The sequence below is a fragment of the Microbispora sp. NBRC 16548 genome, from assembly GCF_030268985.1.
GTDB classification, from domain to species: domain Bacteria; phylum Actinomycetota; class Actinomycetes; order Streptosporangiales; family Streptosporangiaceae; genus Microbispora; species Microbispora catharanthi.
Map to the genome: position 1 here is coordinate 40822 of NZ_BSSF01000022.1, position 18591 is coordinate 59412.

10 protein-coding genes are annotated in these 18591 nt (G+C 69.0%); 4 read left to right on the forward strand and 6 right to left on the reverse strand.

Annotated features, from left to right (window positions below; all coding sequences use genetic code 11):
- The first annotated feature begins 170 nt into the window (after window positions 1-170).
- The 3 genes from QSK36_RS38785 (at window position 171) to QSK36_RS38795 (ending at window position 6698) form a co-directional block, all read left to right on the forward strand.
- Complete coding sequence (locus tag QSK36_RS38785) at window positions 171-2342, forward strand: cellulase family glycosylhydrolase (RefSeq protein WP_285785834.1); 2172 nt, start codon at window positions 171-173, stop codon at window positions 2340-2342.
- Between the two features lie 238 nt (window positions 2343-2580).
- Entirely contained in the window at window positions 2581-4629 is a 2049-nt protein-coding gene (locus QSK36_RS38790) for a cellulose binding domain-containing protein (RefSeq protein ID WP_285785835.1), read from the forward strand.
- Between the two features lie 128 nt (window positions 4630-4757).
- Entirely contained in the window at window positions 4758-6698 is a 1941-nt protein-coding gene (locus QSK36_RS38795; protein ID WP_285785836.1) for an alpha-L-fucosidase, read from the forward strand.
- Between the two features lie 147 nt (window positions 6699-6845).
- Here QSK36_RS38795 and QSK36_RS38800 read toward each other — a convergent pair whose 3' ends face one another.
- The 5 genes from QSK36_RS38800 to QSK36_RS38820 form a co-directional block, all read right to left on the reverse strand.
- Window positions 6846-7898 carry a LacI family DNA-binding transcriptional regulator gene (locus tag QSK36_RS38800; RefSeq protein ID WP_285785837.1) on the reverse strand — a complete coding sequence of 351 codons (1053 nt, stop codon included), beginning with the start codon at window positions 7896-7898 and terminating at the stop codon, window positions 6846-6848.
- Between the two features lie 292 nt (window positions 7899-8190).
- Entirely contained in the window at window positions 8191-10782 is a 2592-nt protein-coding gene (locus QSK36_RS38805; protein WP_285785838.1) for a family 43 glycosylhydrolase, read from the reverse strand.
- A gap of 88 nt (window positions 10783-10870) precedes the next feature.
- Complete coding sequence (locus QSK36_RS38810) at window positions 10871-11827, reverse strand: carbohydrate ABC transporter permease (RefSeq protein ID WP_285785839.1); 957 nt, start codon at window positions 11825-11827, stop codon at window positions 10871-10873.
- Window positions 11824-12759 (reverse strand): ABC transporter permease, encoded by a 936-nt coding sequence (locus QSK36_RS38815; protein WP_285785840.1) that lies wholly within the window; start codon window positions 12757-12759, stop codon window positions 11824-11826. Before QSK36_RS38815 ends, QSK36_RS38810 begins: the two co-directional genes overlap by 4 nt.
- Window positions 12756-14414 carry a type 2 periplasmic-binding domain-containing protein gene (locus QSK36_RS38820; protein ID WP_285785841.1) on the reverse strand — a complete coding sequence of 553 codons (1659 nt, stop codon included), beginning with the start codon at window positions 14412-14414 and terminating at the stop codon, window positions 12756-12758. Before QSK36_RS38820 ends, QSK36_RS38815 begins: the two co-directional genes overlap by 4 nt.
- Window positions 14415-14610: 196 nt before the next feature.
- Between QSK36_RS38820 and QSK36_RS38825 the strand changes: the two genes are divergently transcribed.
- Complete coding sequence (locus tag QSK36_RS38825; RefSeq protein ID WP_285785842.1) at window positions 14611-17445, forward strand: glycoside hydrolase family 3 protein; 2835 nt, start codon at window positions 14611-14613, stop codon at window positions 17443-17445.
- A gap of 34 nt (window positions 17446-17479) precedes the next feature.
- Here QSK36_RS38825 and QSK36_RS38830 read toward each other — a convergent pair whose 3' ends face one another.
- Window positions 17480-18523, reverse strand: a complete 1044-nt coding sequence (locus QSK36_RS38830; RefSeq protein ID WP_183533420.1) for a LacI family DNA-binding transcriptional regulator — start codon at window positions 18521-18523, stop codon at window positions 17480-17482.
- Window positions 18524-18591 lie beyond the last annotated feature (68 nt).

Consider the following 18591-nt stretch of genomic DNA (forward strand, 5'->3'; position numbering starts at 1 on the left):
GCGCGAGAGTGACTTTCCGAGATTTCGCTACCGCAAGCGCACCCTGGTCAACGGCAGGGAGGACGCGGTCGAAGGCTGACGCGTCCTGATGCGACTGCGAGGAGCCGCTGCACGGTGCGCAGGCCGCCGTCCGGCACGACAGGCCCGTAAAAGACAACGGAGGTCCCCTCTTGAATCTGCACAGGTTACGAAGAGCCCGCCTGCGGGCCGGCGCGGTCGCCGGCGCAGTGGTCGCGCTGCTGATGGCAGGGATGCTGACTGCCGTAGGAGCCCAGGCGGCGGCCGGCTGCCGGGTGGCGTACGCGGTCTCGACCCAATGGCCGGGCGGATTCACCGCCAACGTGAGCATCACGAACCTCGGTGACCCGATCAGCGGCTGGAAGCTCGCCTGGACGTTCCCTTCGGGGCAGCAGGTCACCCAGGCGTGGAATGCGACGGCCACCGCGTCGGGCGCGCAGGTTACCGCCGTCAACGCGAGCTGGAACGCGGCCATCGCGACCAACGCGACGGTCTCCTTCGGCTTCAACGGATCGTGGTCCGGAGCGAACACCGCTCCGGACACCTTCGCGCTCAATGGCGTCACCTGCACCGGAAACACCGGCGGGCCGTCGCCGTCCCCGAGCCCGTCGCGATCCCCCAGCCCTTCACCGTCGGCCAGCCCGTCGCGATCTCCCTCGCCGTCCCCTTCGCCGTCGGTGTCGCCCAGCCCGTCACCATCTCCCTCGCCGTCCTCCTCGCCGTCGCCGCAGCCGGGTGACGCGATGGCCACGGTGGCCGCCATGCAGCCCGGCTGGAACCTCGGCAACACCCTCGACGCCATCCCCGACGAGACGGCGTGGGGCAACCCGCTGACGACCAGGGAGATGCTGCACTACGTGCGATCCCAGGGATACAACAGCATCCGGATCCCGGTGACCTGGAGCAACCACCACGGCCCGGCGCCTGACTACACCATCGACGCCGCCTGGCTGAGCCGCGTCCGCCAGGTCGTCGACTGGTCCCTGGCCGAGGGCTTCTACGTGATGATCAACCTGCATCACGACTCCTGGCAGTGGATCAACGGATACCCCGGCGACCGTACGACCGTGATGAACCGGTACACCGCGCTGTGGACGCAGATCGCCGGCACGTTCCGCGACTACTCCCCGAAGCTGGTGTTCGAGAGCATCAACGAGCCGCAGTTCACCGGCACCTCGGGAGACGCCGAGAGCGATCAGGTGCTGAACGAGCTCAACGTCAAGTTCGTCAACCTGGTGCGCGGGTCCGGCGGCGGCAACGCCACCCGGCTGCTCGTCCTGCCCACCCTGTACACCAACGGCGAGCAGGCCCGGCTGGACGCGCTGACAGGCACCTTCAACCAGCTGCACGACCCCAACCTCGCCGCGACGGTGCACTTCTACGGGTGGTGGCCGTTCAGCGCCAACATCGCCGGCGGCACCACGTACGACAGCAACGTCGAGCAGGACCTGGTCGGCACCTTCGACCGCGTGTACAACACGTTCGTGTCACGCGGCATCCCTGTGATCATCGGGGAATGGGCGCTGCTCGCCTACGACTACACCCGGCCCGGGATCATCGAACGCGGCGAGTTCCTGAAGTACATCGAGGCCGTCGGCTACCACGCCCGCACCCGGAAGCTCACCACCATGCTCTGGGACGCGGGTTCGTTCCTGAACCGCAACGAGCTGCGATGGCGTGACCAGGGCATATACGACATGATGAAGGCCAGCTGGACCATGCGATCCGGCACCGCCTCCTCCGACCAGGTGTATCTCCCGCGCAGCGGCACGATCACCGCCAAGTCGCTCACGCTCAACCTCAACGGCACCTCGTTCCAGGGCCTGCGGCAGGGCGGCACCAACCTCGCGAACGGCACGGACTACACCGTGTCCGGCAACACGCTGACGCTCACCGCGGCCGCCCTCACCCGGCTGGCCGGCAACCGGGCGTACGGCGTGAACGCCACCATCGAGGCCCGCTTCTCCCAGGGCGCGCCGTGGCAGATCAGCATCATCACCTCCGACCCGCCGACCCAGGCCGCCGCCACCGGCACGACCTCCTCGTTCGCCATCCCCACCCAGTTCCGCGGCGACCAGCTCGCCACCATGGAGGCCAAGTACGCCGACGGCAGCCCCGCCGGACCGGCCAATTGGACCCCGTACAAGGGGTTCTGGGACCACTTCCAGCCTGACTACAGCGCGAACACCGTCATCCTCAAACCGGATTTCTTCGCTGAGGTGAACGACGGCCGCGTGACCCTCACCTTCCACTTCTGGAGCGGGGCGCAGACCACGTACTACATCACCAAGTCCGGCACCACCGTGACCGGCAGCACCAGCTGACGAACCCGGCGACGGGGGTCGCGGCCACACCGGCCACGGCCCCCGTCGCAGAGCGATGGGCACCTCGCCGAGTCCGACGCCGGCCAGCGGTGGAAATTACTCAGACAGCGCGTGTTAACGCTAACAAAATGCCCTCCCGGCTTCTCCAGCACGGGCGAACTCCAGAAAGCGAGAACCAGTGGACCTGTCGTTTCTCCGCGGTCGCGGTCGCGGACGGCGGCGCCGGCTCGCCGTGGGCGTGGCCGTAGCCCTCGTCGGCGCCGTCCTCACGACGCCGCCTACGGCGGCTCAGGCGCAGACCCAGACCGTCAACGTCACCGTCAACGCCCGCGAAGGACTGGGCACCGTGCCCGACACCGCGTACGGCCTCAACCAGGCGGTGTGGGACGGAAACATGAACACCCCGGCATCGGTGGACCTCCTCGGCAAGGCCGGTGTGCAGATGATGCGCTATCCCGGCGGCTCGTACGGCGACGGCTTTCACTGGAAGACCAGCACCGTCTCCGGCGGCGGGTGGGTGGCGCCGGGGACGGACTTCGACTCCTTCATGGGCACGGTCAAGGCCATCGACGCGCAGGCGATCCTCATCGCGAACTACGGCTCCGGCACGGCCCAGGAGGCCGCCGACTGGGTGAAGTACGCGAACGTCACCAAGGGGTACGGCGTCAAGTACTGGGAGATCGGCAACGAGATCTTCGGCAACGGTCACTACGGCGCCGACTGGGAGCTCGACTACCACGACAGCAAAGGGCCGGCCACGTACGCGAACAACGTGGTGGAGTACGCCCGGGCGATGAAGGCGGTCGATCCCACGATCAAGATCGGGGCGGTGGTCACCGATCCGGGCAACTGGCCCGACGGCGTCGTCGGGGACGGGGACAGCGCGGCCTGGAACCAGACGGTGCTGTCGATCGCGGGGCCGTACATCGACTTCGTGATCATGCACTACTACCCGAACCACACCACCGCCGCGGACGTCCTCCAGCAGGTGCGGCTGCTTCCCGGTGAGCTGGAGCAGGTGCGGCAGCAGATCAACCAGTACGCCGGCCACAACGGCCCGAACATCGGCATCGCGTTGACCGAGACCTCGTCCAACTACCAGTCGGACACCCAGGTCGGCGGCCTGTTCACCGCGGACGTCTACTTCGCCGCGCTGGAGAACGGCGTCTTCACCGTGGACTACTGGGACACCCGCAACGGCATGGGCGACGTCACCACCGCCCCCGACGGGTCGACGTCGTACGGCGACGGCGGCCTGCTGTCGAGCGGCAACTGCAACGGCGACAACGTCTGCGAACCACCGCTGAACACGCCGTTCGCGCCCTACTACGCGCTGCAGATGCTCAGCAAGGTGGCGCTGCCCGGCGACACGCTGGTCAAGGCCGCCTCCGACAACCGGCTCGTCACCGTGCACGCCGCCCGCAACGCCGACGGCGGCCTCAGTGTCGAACTCGTCAACCAGGACCCCAGCAACTCCTACACCGTGCACCTCGGCTACGACGGCTGGACCCCAAGCAGCGCCACGCCGACCGTCCACACCTTCGGCTCCGGGTACACCTCGATCGTCACATCCACGCAGGGCACCGCGAGCACGCAGGTCATCCCGCCGTACTCGATCGTGACACTGAAGCTCACGCCGTCGGCCACGAACCCGGTCAGCGCCTCGCTGACCGCGCCCGGCAGTCCGGCGGCGAGCAACGTCACCGCCACCACCGCGACCATCTCCTGGCAGCCGTCCACCGGCGGCGGCGTGACCCGCTACGCCGTCTACCAGCAGTTCGGCACCAACAGCGTGCTGCTCGGCGAATCGACCTCGACCTCGTTCACCGCGCGCAACCTGGTCCCCGGCACCTCCTACACGCTGAACGTGCTCGCCACCGACCAGAAGGGCTATCTCTCGACGCCCTCGAAGCCGGTCACCTTCGTCACGGGAACGCCGCGCAACAGCACCTGCGCCGTCAGCTACACCCTCGCCACGGGCTGGGGCAGCGGTTTCGTCGCGAACATCAGCGTCACCAACACCGGTGCCACCCCCATCACGGGATGGACGCTCGCGTTCAGCTTCCCGGCCACCACCGAGTCGGTCTCCGACAGCACCTGGAACGCGAATTTCTCCAAGGACGGCCAGAACGTCGTCGTCACCCCCACCAGTTCGAACGCCTACCTCGCCCCGAACGGCGGCAACACGGTCAGCCTCGGATTCGTCGGCAACCAGACCGGAGCCAACCCGCCTCCGGCCTCGTTCACCCTGAACGGGACCGTCTGCACCACGACCTACTCGTACTGACACGCCTGGGGTGCGGGCCGGACGGCCCGCACCGCCTGGTCGTATAAGAAACGTGTCCTCTTCATCCGGCCCGCGACCGGCGCTCCGCGCCATCGAATCGATACGACTCCCTCACGACAGGAGACAGCATGCCCCCCGTGAAGCTGTCCAGGCTACGCCGGCGCACCGCTCTCGCCGGTACCGCTCTGCTCGCCGGAGCCCTGCTCACCGCTCCGTCTCTGAGCGGGCCGGCCACGGCCGCCCCCTCCACGTACGAGCCGACCTGGGCCTCGGTGGACCAGCACCCGGCCGCCCCGGAGTGGTTCCAGGACGCGAAGTTCGGCGTCTACTGGCACTGGGGCGCCTTCGCCACGCCGGAGTACGGCACCGAGTGGTACCCCCGCACGATGTACATCGACGGCTCCAGCGAGAACAATCACCACAAGAGCGTCTACGGCGATCCCTCGGTGTGGCCGTACCACTACTTCATCGACGGTGCCCGGGACAAGGCGGGCAAATGGGTGCAGTTCGCGCCCAAGCTCAAGTCCGAGGGGGGTAATTTCGACCCGAACGAGTTCGCGCAACTGGTCGCCGACTCCGGCGCGAGGTTCGCCGGTCCCGTGGCCGAGCATCACGACGGCTTCTCCATGTGGAACAGCCAGGTGAACGAGTGGAACTCCGTCGCCCGCGGACCCAAGCTCGACCTGGTCGGCCTGTTCGCCAACGCGATCCGCGCCAAGAACCTGAAGTTCATGGTCTCGCTGCACCACCTGTACAACTTCACCGGCTACTACGACCACGTGCCTCCCCAGCAGACCACCTCCTTGAAGAAGCTGTACGGGCAGCTCAGCTCCGCCGAGGAACAGCAGCTGTGGTACGACAAGCTGAAGGAGATCGTCGACAAGTACCAGCCGGACATGATCTGGCAGGACGGCGGCCTCTACCTGGTGGACGAGGCCAAGCGGCTCGCCTTCCTGTCGTACTACTACAACCAGGCCAACCAGTGGGGCAAGGAGGTCGTGGCCACCTATAAGGACGGCTTCGACACCAAAGGCGAGGTGTACGACTTCGAGCGTGGCGGCCCCGCCGGTATCCAGTCTCCCTACTGGCTGACCGATGACGCCGTCAGCAATCCATCCTGGTCCTACACCGGCGGGATGACGTACTACAGCTCGGCTGCGCTGGTCCACGCGCTGATCGACCGGGTGAGCAAGAACGGCAACATGCTGCTCAACATCTCGCCGAGGGCCGACGGGTCGATCCCGCAGGCCCAGAAGGACCTGTTGAACGCCATCGGCGCCTACCTCAAGCGCAACGGCGAGTCGATCTACTCCACCCGTGCCTGGACCGTCTACGGTGAGGGCCCCACCAAGATGGGCGGCGGCAGTTTCGTCGAACCGCGGGCCGGCACGGCGCAGGACATCCGCTACACCCGTAGCAAGGACAACACCGTCCTGTACGCGGCCGTGCTCGGCTGGCCGGGTTCGACGCTGAACCTCGCCTCGTTGGCAGCCGGGAGGATGGATCTGTCCAACCTGAGCAAGGTCGAGATGATCGGCGACACCGCCGGCACCTACATCGATCTGCCCACCCGCACCCAGGACTCCTCCGGCCTGCGCATCACCCTGCTTGGCCGGCCGTACTCGGCGCTTGCGTACGTGGTGAAGCTGACCTTCAACGGGCCGATGAAGACGCCTGCCGACACGAGCGGCCCGCTGCGCAGCCTCAACGGCGGCCGGTGCCTGGACGTCAGCGGCGCCTCCCAGGCGAACGGCGCGCAGGCGCAGCTGTGGGACTGCAACGGCCAGGCGAACCAGCAGTGGACGCGGACCCCCTACAAGGAACTGCGGGTCTACGGCGGCAAGTGCCTGGACGCGTACGGCCAGGGCACCGGCGACGGAACTCAGGTCGTCATCTGGGACTGCAACGGCGGGATCAACCAGCAGTGGAACGTCAACCCCGACGGCACCGTCACCGGTGTGCAGTCCGGCAAGTGCCTCGACGCGTACGGGGCAGGCACCGCCAACGGCACCAAGATCGTCTTGTGGGCCTGTAACGGCGGAAACAACCAGAAGTGGACCCGAAGCTGACGCTTCGACGAGCGAGGCATCCAGGGTCACCCACGCCGCTCACCCACGCCGGCCGGACGTGCGCGACACGTCCAGCCGGCGTGCCGACGGGACGAATCGGTTCGATTGGTGCTGCCGACGCAGGCCACGTCCCCCCCGTTCAATTGCTCAGCCCTTGGGGGGCGCCGTGCTTCCCCGGACGGTGAGGGTGGTCGCGATCTCCAGCCCCACCTGGGTTATCTCCTCACCACGCCCGAGGGCCAGTGCCAGCTCGGTCGCGGCGACCGCCATCTCGCTCAACGGCTGGTGGACTGTGGTCAGCGGCGGGTCGACCCAGGCCACGACCGGCAGATCGTCGAAACCCACCACGCTCAGATCCTGGGGGATGGACAGCCCGAGCTCGCGGGCGGCTTGGTAGACGCCGAGCGCCTGCAGGTCGTTCGCGGTGAAGATGGCGCTGGGCCGGTCGCGCCGGGAAAGCAGGTCGCGCGCCGCGGCGTAGCCGTCCTCGCGCGTGAGCAGGGTGCGGACCACGAGGTCGGGATGCGCGGGCAGATCGGCCTCGGCCAGCGCGGAGAGGTAGCCGGCCAGTCGAGCCCGGCAGAACGGGTGATCCGGGCCACTGATCATGGCGATGCGGCGGTGCCCCAGTTTGATCAGGTGCCGAGTCGCCGCCTGACCGCCTCTCCAGTTGGTGGCGCCCACGAAGGGAACGTCGTCCGGAAGCTCATCGATCGGGTCGAAGACGACGAACGGGATGCCTTTCGACGTCAACTGGTCGCGCTCCGCCGGGGAAAGCTGCGCCACCGAGAGGACGCATTGAGGGCGGCGGCCGACCGTGTCGTCGATGGACATAGCCGCCGAGTCGTGAAGGCCGAACTCCGAGACCATGACTCCGACACGGCTTTTGCGGGCCACCCGCTCGACCCCACGGATGATCTCCACGGCCCACATGCTCTCGAGCTCGCGGAACACCAGTTCCACGATGTTGGTCCGGTTGCCCGTGGGCTTACGGTATCCGTACTGGTTGATCAGTTCTTCGATGCGGGCGCGAGTCTGAGCCGACACCCCCGAGCGCCCATTGATCACCTTTGACACGGTGGGGATCGAGACCCCCGCGGACTCGGCGATATAGGCGATGGTCACCGATCCCGGCCCGCCACCTTGCGAGCTCTGCTCGTCGGCCGCAAGTCCGTCCGATCGGTTGTCCGTCACGGTCACCCTTCCTCGTCAACGGCGAGTCCGCCACGTCGTCGTCGCCGGGGCACCCGGCCCTACACGGTCTGGGGCCATTCTGGCACCCGCGCCGACGGCCGGGGGGCCGTCGGCGCCGCTCAGACCGATGCGGATACACCCGCCTGCGCGCCGGCTTCCTGTACGAGCTATCCGAAATTGTCGACGAAACTTTCTCAGATGGTCCAGCTTACAGCTCCCCGGTGCCGGCGATTCGTGACGCATGTCCCGCGCTGCTTGGAGGATCTCTCGCCCGGCTACATGGCACCGCCGGACTCGGTCACGTGTGATGAAGCGGCTGATAGTCGAACCAGTCGAAGTGGACGCTGCCGGCCGCGGCGTACATGCCGACCACCCGGCCGGTGAAGCCGCCGGCCACCTCGGTGGACAGGTAGCGTCCGTCGAGGGTGCAGAGCTCGGTGAACGCGCCGTCCACCGTATCGACGCCGAACGAGAGCGCGTCGGGCCCGGTGCGCGCGTCGTCAGGCGGCTGCGCTTCGGCCGTCCGTACGCCGAGCACCAGCGGCCCGGCGGGCACCGGCCGCGCGGCGACCACGGTGCGCAGGGGGCCGATGCGCGCGACGACCTGCACCTGGCCGTCCGACGCCTCGATCTCGTAGTGGTGCCGCTCGTCGAGCCGGACCGCCAGGCCGCCGCGTCCCCGGGAGGGGTCGATCCGTACGCGGGCGCGCCACGCCAGATGCCGCTGACGCCTGCCCAGAAAGGTCGCGTCGGTGTCGTCCAGAGACGCTCCGCGAGCGCGAAGGGTCAGCCAGCCGGCCCGCTCCTTCGTGGTGCAGTGCCCGTCGGGACGGCTTCGCGGAGAGATCCAGTACGGCCGCAGCTCGGGGAGGTCGAAGTCGTCCCTGCCGACCTCCTCGGGGGCGATCGACAGCGGCCACGCGGGAGCGGCCATGTCGGGGGTGAGCTCGCCGACGACAGGCCAGTCGTCGACCCAGCTCACCGGGGCCAGGAAGGTTTCGCGCCCCAGGATGTGCCAGCCGGGAGTGCCCCCGCGAGGCCGCACACCGAGCAGCACCATCCACCAGGTTCCGTCGGGGGCCTGTACGAGATCCGCGTGACCGGTGTTCTGGATCGGGTGATCGGAACCACGGTGCGTCAGAATCGGGTTCGCCGGGCACGGCTCGAACGGCCCGGTCGGCGCGGGCCCACGCGCGATCGACACACTGTGGCCGCGCTCGGTGCCGCCTTCGGCGATGAGGAGGTACCAGTACGCGCCGATCCGGTAGAGGTGCGGCGCCTCCGGGGAGGCGGCGCCGGGGGTTCCGGACCAGAGCGTGCGCGGCGGCCCGAATGTCTCCCCCGTCTGCGGATCGATGCGCACCTGCTCGATCCCGGCGAACGTGCACCAGCAGGTGCCGTCCTCGTCCCAGGCCAGGTCGGGGTCGATGCCGGTGACGCCGCGCAACCGGATCGGGTCGGACCAGGGTCCGGCGGGGTCGGTGGCGGTGAACAGCATGTTGCCGCCATCGGTGCTCACATTCGTGACGACCAGCCAGAACCGGCCGTCGTGATGGCGCAGCGTGGGCGCGTAGATTCCGGCCGAGGAGGGCATGTCGGGAGGCAGGTGCAACTGGCTCGCCCGCTCCAGGGCGTTGCCGATCTGCGTCCAGTGCACGAGGTCGCGGCTATGGAAGACGGGCACGCCGGGGAAGTACTCGAAGCTGGAGCAGGCGAGGTAGTAGTCGTCGCCCACGCGGCAGATGCTGGGGTCGGGGTGGAATCCGGGGATCACGGGATTGGCGACGGTGGGGGCCGGCTGGATCTGGTCTGACACCCCGTCTGGTCCTTTCGTCGGTGGATCAGGCAATTTCGTCGGACGAAGCCTGTGCCGCGGGGCCGGGCCGGTGCTCTGCCGGATGGTCAAGGTGGGGGCGAGCAGGACGAGTTCGTCGTCCGGCTGCTCGCCGCGCATAGAGGCGGTGATCCGTGCCATGACCTGTTCGACGGCGATGCGGCCGAGCTCCTTGGCCGGGCCGGTCACCGCCGTGAGAGCAGGCGCGTACTGTTCGGCCAGGTGCTCCGGGCACAGGGCGATCACCGAGGCGTCCTCCGGAACCGTCCGCCCACTGCCGCGCAGCAGGCTGAGCAACGGCCCGATGGCTCCCTCGTTCTGCACCACGAAGCCGGTCGTCTCGGGCCGGTCGGCGAGGATGCGGCCGAGCGCCCGGGCGGTGCTCTGGTAGGTCCCTTCGCAGGGACGATGGAGGAAGCGCAGACCGCGCTCCTCGGCACGCCTGCGAAACCCCGCGAGCGTGCGCTCGGCGTACCCCGCGTGCCGCTGATAGATGCCCGAGCCGTAACCGATGAAGGCGCTGTCCCGGTGGCCCAGGTCGGCCAGGTGGTCCGCGCACAACGCGCCTGCGGCGGAGAAGTCGTGGTCGACGCACGACAGCCCGCGCGGGTCCTCGGGCAGGCCGATGAGCGCCGCCTGGGTGCGGAGGTCACCCAACGTCGGCACGCGTTTGTCGTCGAGCTCGACGTCCATGAGGATCACGGCGTCGGCGAGGCCGCTCGCGGCGAGCCTGCGGACGCCGCCGGGGCCCTCGTCGTTGGTGATCAGCAATACGTCGTAGCCGTGCTTGCGTGCCGTCATGGTGACGGAGGTCGCTATCTCCAGCATGATCGGCACGTACACGTCGCTGCGCAGCGGCACGGCCAGGGCGATGATGTGCGAGCGCCTGCCGGCCAGTGCCCGTGCACCCGCGTTCGGGTGGTATCCGAGCTCGGCCACGGCGCGTTCGACGCGGCGCCGGGTGCCGGCGGAGACGGGGCGTTTGCCGCTGAGCACATAGCTGACCGTGCTCGGGGAGACGCCTGCCGCTCTGGCCACATCGGCGATGGTCGCCATCGTGAGGTTCCTGCCCCTTTCTGTCGGTTCCGGTGAGCGGCCTGAGGCGGAGCGCGGAACCGCTCCGCTCCCCGGCGGCCGGGCCGGTTCACCCCTTGACGGCGCCCGTGAGAACACCCGTGCGGAAGTGCTTCTGGACGAACGGGTAGACGATCAGGAGCGGCACCAGGGTCAGCACCACCACCGCCATCTGCAGCGACAGGGGAGCGGTCTGCGCGTGCGCCATGCCGAAGCCGGAGTTGACCGAACCCGGCATGCCGACACCGCGGTTGACATAGGTGAGCAGCACATACTGCAGCGGCCACTTCTCGCTGTCGGTCGGCATGTAGAGCATGACGTTGAAGAAGGAGTTCCAGTAGCCGACGGCGTAGAAGAGGGCGATCACCGCGGTCACCGCACGCGAGACGGGCAGGACGACGGACCAGAGAATCCGCCAGTCTCCCGCTCCGTCCATCCGCGCCGCGTCGATCAGCTCGGTGGAGGTCTCCGCGAAGAAGGAGCGGAGCACCAGGATGTTGAAGACCGAGATGGCGCTCGGGAGGATCAACGCCCACCACTGCCCGTAGCCGCCCAACCCGGTCACCACCAGGAAGGTGGGGATCAGCCCGCCGCTGACGAACATCGTGACGATCAGCAGCACCAGGATGAGGCGGTGCCCGAGCGAGCGCGGCCGCGACAGCCCGTAGGCGCACAGGACCGAGACGACCATGGACAGCGCCGTGCCGGCGACGGTGATGCCGAGGCTGACCAGGAGCGCGGTGCGCACGGTCGGATCGGTCAGCATCTCCCGGTAGGCCTGGAAGGTCAGGCCGTCCGGCCAGACGACGAGGCCGCCGGCCCGGTTGACGGCACCGGGAGTGGACAGGCTGGTCACCACGATGATCCACAGCGGGACCAGCATGACCGCCAGCACGCCGCCGAGGGTGATGCCCTTGGCGGACTGGCCGGCGACGGTCGGCCGCTCCTGCCAGGGCGGGCGTGCCGCCCGCGCCGGGGGGGCCGTCACGCCGGTCTTGCCGCCTCCGATGGTCATTACCTTGGTCATTTCCGGTACAACCCGTCCTCGCCGAACGAATGCGCCAGCTTGTTGGCGCCCCAGATGAGCAGGAGCGAGATCACGCTCTTGAAGAGCCCGGCCGCCGCGCCGAGGCTGTAGTTGGCCGTGGTGATGCCGTAGTAGAAGGCATAGGTGTCGAGCACCTCCGCCGTCTCGTGACCGACGGCGTCGCGCTGGATGAGGAACTGCTCGAAGCCGACCGAGAGCGCGCCCCCTAGCCGGAGCACCAGCATCAGTACGATCACTCCGCGCAGGCTGGGGAGGGTGATGTGCCACATCCGCCGGAAGGGCCCGGCGCCGTCCACGGCCGCCGCCTCGTAGAGGCCGGGGTTGATGGCGGACAGAGCGGCCAGGAAGACGATGACCCCCCAGCCGGCCTCCTTCCACACCGCCTGAGAGGTGACCAGCAGCGCGAATGTGTCCGGATTGGTCATGATGTCCCATGGCTGGAGGTCGTGCGAGCGCAGGAACTGGTTGAGCGCGCCCGCGCCGCCCAGCATCTGCTGGAAGATCGTGATGACCAGCACCCACGAGAAGAAGTGCGGCAGGTAGACGACGGACTGGATGAAGTTGCGCACACGCTCGCTGAGCACCGAGTTGAGCAGGAGCGCCAGCGCGATCGGGATCGGGAAGAAAAGGATCAGCTGGACCAGGCTCAGGTAGAGCGTGTTGTTCAGCGCGCCCCAGAACAGCGGGTCGGCGAAGAGCTGGTGGAACTGGTCGAAGCCCGCCCACTCGCTGTTCCAGACCCCGACCAGCGGATCGTAGTACTGGAACGCGGTGAGCAGCCCGAACATCGGGGCGTAGTTGAAGACCACCAGCAGGACGATCGCGGGGACCACCATGATCAGCAGTGACCGGTCGCGCCGCAGCCTGATCCGCCAGCCCAGACGCCCTTCCCGCAGGTGGGGCGTGCTCACTGGCCCGTGCCGTACTTGTTCAGCACGTTGTCGGTCATCCACTGCTTGAGCCGATCCCCGCCGCCGGCCTTCCAGGTGGCGACGGCGGCCTGGACCTCGGAGACCTTCTTCTTGCCGTGGTAGCAGTCCTTGATGGCGTCCTCGACGGGCTGCGCCGCGAGGGCCGCCGACAGCGACTGGGGTGTGCTGATGTTCATGTTCCAGAAGACCGGCTTGTAGAGCGCCTTGACGTTGGCGGCCTGCCAGGCGGCGTAGTCCTTGGTGACGACGTCGGCGCCGGGGTTGCTGATCACGTTGGGCGGCGAGGCCAGGAACGGGAAGGTCATCGACTGGACGAACTTCTTGCCGTCCTCGGTCGCGGTCGGCACGCCGTCCTTCATCGTGAAGTGGACGCCCTCGACCCCGAAGTTCACCATCGTGTATTCGGCCGAGCCGAAGGGAGCGGCCAGATAGTCGGCGACCGCCAGCAGCTCCTCGATCTGCTCCGGCTTCAGCCTGCTGTTGAGATAGCTGACGACATTCGTGGAGGGGCCCATGGCGACGCGGGGCGCGCTCGTGCCGTCGGCGGCGAAGAAGTCGAACGCGCCGCGGCGGTAGTCCTTGTCGGCGGCGGTGCCGGACTGGTAATCGGGGAGGTTCCAGGCACCGGTGCCGCCACCGCTGATCAGCGTCTTCCCCGAGTAGAAGCGGGTGTTGCCGTTCGCGTTCTGCCCGGCGACGGCGTCCGGGTGCACGTAGCCGGCCCGCGCCAGGCGGTAGTGCCAGTCGAGCGCCTCGAAGAACTGCGGCATCTCGTACTTGTGGACCAGCTTGCCGTCCTGGACGTCCCATACGAGGGGGAGGTTCCAGGCGGGGAAGAAGTAGGTCCACACGTCGTCGAAGGCCCACACGCCGCGCTTGGCGTCGGTCAGCTCCTTGCCCAGGTTCATCATGTCGTCGGCGGACCGCACCTGGCCGGCGGTGATGCCCTTCGCCTCCAGGATGTCGCGGCGGTAGAAGATGGCGCCGGCGACGACGAAGCTGCTGGAGAAGGACGGGATGCCGTACAGTTTGTCGCCCCACACGCCGGTCTGCCAGGCGCCGGTGGGGATGGCGGCGAGGTTCGGGTACTTCTTGACCTTGTCGCCCGCCAGGTAGGGCGTCAGGTCGGCGAGCTGCGTCCCCGCCAGCCCGCCGACGTTGAAGTTGGCGTTCCACCAGGTCGGCAGCTGGATCCAGTCGGGCAGGCGCTTGGCGGCCGTCATCGTCGGGACGATGGTGTTGTAGTTGTTGCCGTCCGCCGGCTTCATGGTGAGGGTGACACCCAAGGCCTTGTTCATGGCCTCGTAGAAGGAGTTCCCCGCCGGCGGCACCGTGCCCCACAGTGGGGTGACGGCGGTGTAGCTGCCGCCCCTGCCCGGGACTCCCTGAACGGTGGCGACTCGGCTGGAGGGGTAGGCCAGGAAGGCGGGATCGGTCGCGGCTCCGGCTCCGCCCGCCACCGAAGGGATGTCCGCTTTGACGGAGCTGCTTGGAACGTAGGACGGCAGCGCCGCCCGCAGTCCGGTCTTGGTGTTCGCGCCGGTCTTCTGCTGCGCCGCGCCGCCGCAGGCGGCGAGGAGGGGAGCCGTCGCGGCGATGGCGATGAAGCTCCTGCGGTTCAACTCGGGTCTCATGGTGGGGGGCCGCACCCTTCGAAGTCGTCGAAGCGCTTCTATGTTGCGGCGAGACTAATGACGTGTTTCTGGCAAAACAAGGGCACCTTATAAACGAAACTTTCTCTGCGTCCGTCATTGACACCTTCGCCGGGCTCGTGGCAGCGTCGAAGCGCTTCGCCACCCCCTCCCGTCGAGCCTGCTTAGAGGTCTGCACGTGAGTTCCCCCGCTCTGCCCGCAGCCGGCCCGCTTCCCTTCCGGGACCCCGCACTGCCGATCCACAGGCGCGTCGACGACCTGCTCGGACGACTCACCCTCGATGAAAGAATCACGATGCTGCACCAGTACGCGCCGGCCGTGGCGCGCCTGGGCATCGCCTCGTTCCGGACCGGAAGCGAAACCCTGCACGGCGTGGCATGGCAGGGGGTGGCGACGGTGTTCCCGCAGGCGGTGGGACTGGGAGCGACGTGGGACGAGGAGTTGGTCCGCCGGGTCGCGGAGGCGGTCTCGGTCGAGCTGCGCGCCTTCCACCGCCACCGCCCGCCCCTGATCGGCCCCGGTCCCAACAGCCTGCACGCGTGGGCTCCCGTGGTGAACCTGTTGCGCGACCCGCGCTGGGGTCGCAACGAGGAGGGCTACTCCGAGGACCCGGTGCACACCGCCCGGCTTGGGATGGCCTACTGCACGGGCATGGCCGGCGACCATCCGGCCTACCTGCGTGCTGCTCCCGTGCTCAAGCACTTCCTCGCGTACAACAACGAGGACGACCGCTGCGTCACCTCGTCCGGTGTCCGCCCCCGCGTACTGCGGGAATACGACCTGGCGGCATTCCGACCGATCGTCGCCTCGGGCGCGGCCACCGGCGCGATGGCCGCGTACAACCTGGTCAACGGCCGTCCCTGCCATGTCAGCCCGCTCATCGAGACGGAGCTGCGGCGCTGGGCCGAGCCGAACGGGCACGAGCTTTTCGTGGTCAGCGACGCCGAGGCGCCGTCCAACCTGGTCGATCCCCAGCACTACTTCGACGGCCACGCCGAGTCCCACGCCGCCGCGCTCAGGGCCGGCATCGACAGCTTCACCGACCACGGCGAGGACAGCGGGGTCCCGGTCGGCAGGCTGCGCGAGGCGCTGGACCGGGGGCTGATCGACGAGGACGACGTCAATCGCGCGGTGCGACGGCAACTTTCGCTGCGCTTCCGGCTCGGGGAGTTCGACCCGGACCTCGACCCCTATGCCGGCATCGGTCCCGAGGTCATCGACTGCGCCGAGCACCGGGCTCTCGCCCTGCGCGCCGCGACGGAGTCGGTGGTGCTGCTCAAGAACGACAGGCTGCTGCCTCTGGAGCGCGCTCGGCGAGTGGCCGTCATCGGGCCGCTCTCGGACACGCTGTTCGAGGACTGGTACAGCGGCACCATGCCGTACCAGGTCACCGTCGCCGCCGGGCTCGAAGCGGCGCTCGGCGAGGTCGTCCGCGTCGAAGGCGCGGACCGGATCGTCCTGCGTTCGCGCACCACCGGGGAGCCGCTGGGCAGGACCTCGTTCGACGTCGTGGACTGGGGCGGCGGTGTGCTCACGCTGCGCGACGCCGAGACCGGCCGCTATCTCAGCCTTCAGGACGACGGCTCGCTGGTCGCCGACCGGGAGGTGCTCAAGACCTGGTTCGTCAACGAGACCTTCCGGCTCGAGCCGGTTCTCGATGGCGTGGTGCTGCGTAACGTCCGCACCGGGCTGTACGCGGTCGTCGACCCCGACGACCGGCGGGTCGGCGTCACCGCGGAAACCCCCGCCGCCGCCGAGCGCTGGGAGCGGGAGCTCGTGCGCGACGGTGCGGCGGACGCCCGCGCCGCAGCCGAGGCCGCCGACGTCGCCGTCGTGGTGCTCGGCAACCACCCGCTGATCAACGGCCGTGAGACGGAGGACCGCCGGGACATCGTGCTGCCCGAGGGGCAGGAGACGCTGCTCCGCTCGGTCGCCGCCGTCCGCCCGCAGACCGCGCTCGTGGTGATGAGCAGCTATCCGTACGCCGTGGACTGGGCGCACGAGCACCTGCCCGCCGTGGTGTGGACCTCCCACGGCGGGCAGGAGACGGGCCGGGCGCTGGCCGCCGTTCTGCTCGGCGAGGCCGAGCCCGGCGGACGGCTGCCGCAGACCTGGTATCGCGGCGACGACGAGCTGCCGCACCCGCTGGACTACGACATCATCAAGGCCGGCTGGACCTACCAGTACCATCGGGCCGCCCCGTTGTACCCCTTCGGCCACGGGCTCTCCTACACCGAGTTCGCCTACGGCGACCTGCGGCTCTCCTCCGGAACGACAGCCCAGGACGGTGTGGTGGAGGTCTCGCTGACGCTGACCGACATCGGCGGGCGGCCCGGATCCGAGGTGGTGCAGCTCTACGTCCGGGCGCTGGACGCCCGCTACGAGGCTCCCCGCCTGCGGCTCGCCGACTTCCGCAAGGTCCGCCTGTCTCCGGGTGAGAGCAGGGAACTGGCCTTCCGCCTGCGCGCGGAGCAGCTCGCCCACTGGGACGTCGCCACCGGCGCCTTCACCGTGGACCCCGGCGCCTACGAGGTCCTGGTGGGCCGCTCCGCCGCTGACATCGTCCTCACGGCACCGCTCACCGTGCGCGGCGCCGCCCCCGCACCCCGCGCGGTCGTCGGCCGGCGCACCCCGGCCGTCGACTTCGACGACCACACGGGCATCGCCATCGTCGACGCCGCCCGCACCGCCGGTGACGCGGTCACCGCGGCCGATCCGGCGCACCCGGCGACGCTGGAGTTCCGCTCCGTCGACCTGTCGGACGCCGTCCGGGTCGAGGCCGAGGTCGCTCGCGAGGGCGCAGGCCCCGGCGCGGCCCGGCTGGAGTTCCACGCCGGTGACCGGCTGCTGGCGGAGATCGCCGTGCCCGTGACCGGGGACCGCTACGCGTGGACGACCGTGGCGAGCGACCTGGGGACGGCACCGGAAGGCGTGCACGACCTGCGGCTGACCCTGCACGGAGACTTCCGGCTCGCCGCCTTCCACTGCGGCGCGTCCCTCACGATGAGCTGAGACGGTGTGGGGACGCCGAACCTGGGTGGGCGGATCAGGTCGACGGGACGGGGCCCGTCGAGTCGCGGACGCTGAGGGTCGTCGCGAGCTGGAGGTGCCGGGAGGCGGGCTGGACACCGTCCGCCATGCCGAGGACGGTCTCGACGGCCATCCGGCCCATGCCCACGAGAGGCTGCCGTACGGACGTGAGCCGGGGCGTGGTCCACTCGGTCTGCGGCGTGTCGTCGAACCCGGTGACCGACAGCTCGCCGGGGACGGCGATGTGCAGCTCCTTGGCCGCGGCGAGGACGCCGACGGCGATCTCGTCGTTGCCCGCGACGACGGCGGTCGGCCGCTCGTCGAGCGAGAGGACGTCACGGCCGTGCCGCAGGCCCGCCTCCACGGAGAACGCCTCATGGCGGATCAGCGTGCGGTCCGGCGTGATGCCGGCCGAGTCGAGCGCGGCCTGGTAGCCGTGGAAGCGTTCCACCGAGGGGGCGGAGCCCAGCGGGCCGCCGACCCAGGCGATCCTGCGATGGCCGAGCCTGATGACGTGCTCGGTCGCCGAGCGACCGCCCGCCCAGTTGGTGGCGCCGATGCTGACGACACGTGATTCGGTCGTGTCGATCGGGTCGATCGTCACGACGGGCACCTCGAGATCCTCCGCGGACAGGAGCACCGCGTCGGGCACGGCGACGGCGAGCGCGATGACACCGACGACGCCGGACGCCTTCTGCTCCTCCACCCAGGCACGGGCCGCCGTACGGTTCGCGCTGATCGGCTCACCGGGCGGCAGGCGAAGGAGGAGTTCGGCCTGCGCGGAGGTCGCGGCCACGAGTATCCCTTGGAGCACCGTCCCGGCATAACGGGACTCCACGAAGTCGAGCATGGTGACGAGGGCCCGGTCCCGTGTCTGCTCGTGACGCGCCGCCGTCGGCTTGTAGCCGATCTCGGCCATGACTCCGAGGACGAGCTCACGTGTCTTCGGCCCCACATCGCTGCGCCCGTTGAGGACCTTCGACGCGGTCGTGGGCGAGACACCGGCCAGTCGGGCGACATCCGCCAAGGTGGCTCGCTCGGAACGACCTCGCCGTGGCATCAGGGCTCCTTTCGGGGCTACGAAACTATTTCGAAATCTACCACGCGCCCTATCCGTCAAGTGCTGGC